Raw genomic sequence first — 1,650 nt, forward strand, 5'->3', positions numbered from 1 at the left:
CGCCACATAACGCTTAAAACAGTCCGTGTCGGCACCCGCAAAAAGCAACCACTCGCGGTCACTGATGGTTATGGTTGGCATCGGGGAGGGCTTCCTTGTCAGTTAAAGGTTCTTGGGGTTCTTGGCCGAAAATGTCGGGGCGTGCAATGCGGGCATACATTAGCCGCGCTCTTGGGATGCCTTTTTTGCGCCACTTAGATACAGATGCAGCCTTTACTTCAAAGAAACGCGCTGCTGCTGACGTGCCGCCTAGCGCGTCTATTTTTGCTGAATGTGCATGCTCTATAGGTTCCATAGCTAATAAATTAAGCCATAGCTAAATTCTATGTCAATAGCCATAGCTACCTTTCTAAAACCTAGGATGACGCTATGGAAAGCCTCGATACATTATCCGCCCGCTTGCGGAGCGCCATGAGCGCAAAAGGCGTAAAAGCCGTAGACCTTGTGCGAGTTACGGGTGCGAAGCCCCCATCAGTGCATAAATGGCTAACCGGCGGCACAAAAAACTTAAAGGGTCAAAATCTAGTAAAGACGGCAGAATTTCTAGGAGTTTCAGATGCTTGGCTTGCACATGGAGTACCACCTAGAGAGCGTGCCGCCTCGTTAGACTGGCCTTTTTATCCGTGGATACCCTACGAACAAATAGCTGTATTACCTGAAAGCTCAAGGGCTTACATTGCGTCCAGCATACGCAGAAGTTTAAGCGAGCTAGAGGCTGTGCCTGCCTACGAAGCAAGCCGACAAAAAAACGAACGGGCAGGCTAGTAAAAAAAGCATCAAAAATTAGCCATAGCTATTGACATAGAATTTAGCTATGGCTAAATTGCTTTCATCCCCCACCGGATAGAAGGAAGCAAGTCATGAAAGTAGAAGTCATCAGTGTCGGCAAAGAAAGTTACGAGATATTTATTTCCCATGGGCAGGGCGGCTATCCCACATGGCACACCGTTAGCCGCGCCCGTGCAATAGATCTCTTGGAGGATTACCGCATTAGCTATGCGGCGTTCCAACGTGACCCCAGCATGAAAAACGAGGACGATCTAAATTGGAGCAGGCATCTCTTGGGGATAATCGGCGCAACCTTTGTAGTGGATGTAGTGGAATTACCTTTTGAGCTAACAGAAGAAGAAAAGGCAAGGCTGAAAACTCTGGAAACCCAACCCGCCTAAGCCAAACAAAAAGCCCCGCTTTGCAGCAGGGCTTTAAGGATAACGCCATGAAAAAGAACGATCAGGGCAACAGCTTAATCAGCATCCCGCCGAGCATCACAAAGCCGCCGATAAGCAAACCGCCGAGCCAGATAATAATGTCCTTGCGTATGCTGTCTATCTTGGCATTCATGCTCTGCTCAAGGTTGGTTATTCGACCCTCTAACCTAACCACATCCTCTTTTGTTGCCATCTTTTCAGCATTATTTTTGGCATCAGCAGCCAAATCTCTCACCTTGGCTTCTACCGCAGCCAGTGCCTTGTCTCGCTCGTCAAAACTTTCACGGAAAGCCTCCGCCACGACTTCTGCCTGCTCTTCCGGAAACTTCGCCGCCTTGAGCTTTTTGGCGAGTTGCAATGTATCAAACGAATTAAAAGCGGCTGAACTCATCTCTTTTCCTCGCTTAGCCAGTGCATTTTTCAATGTACCTATGTTAGCACC

The 1,650-nt window shown here is 48.5% G+C and carries 3 protein-coding genes; 2 read left to right on the top strand and 1 reads right to left on the bottom strand.

Annotation, left to right across the window (positions count from 1 at the left end; translation table 11 throughout):
- Positions 1–369 precede the first annotated feature (369 nt).
- Together AXE65_RS14525 and AXE65_RS04195 are read left to right on the top strand one after the other, a co-directional pair.
- Complete coding sequence (locus AXE65_RS14525; protein WP_153015380.1) at positions 370–765, top strand: helix-turn-helix domain-containing protein; 396 nt, start codon at positions 370–372, stop codon at positions 763–765.
- Positions 766–860: 95 nt separating this feature from the next.
- On the top strand, positions 861–1,169 hold the full coding sequence (locus AXE65_RS04195; RefSeq protein ID WP_068388555.1) for a hypothetical protein: 309 nt from the start codon (positions 861–863) through the stop codon (positions 1,167–1,169).
- Between the two features lie 61 nt (positions 1,170–1,230).
- Here the strand turns inward: AXE65_RS04195 and AXE65_RS04200 are convergent.
- The coding region (locus AXE65_RS04200; RefSeq protein ID WP_204376515.1) for a CCDC90 family protein at positions 1,231–1,650 on the bottom strand (420 nt) is incomplete at its 5' end.

Source organism: Ventosimonas gracilis (assembly GCF_001580025.1).
Lineage (GTDB): Bacteria > Pseudomonadota > Gammaproteobacteria > Pseudomonadales > Pseudomonadaceae > Ventosimonas > Ventosimonas gracilis.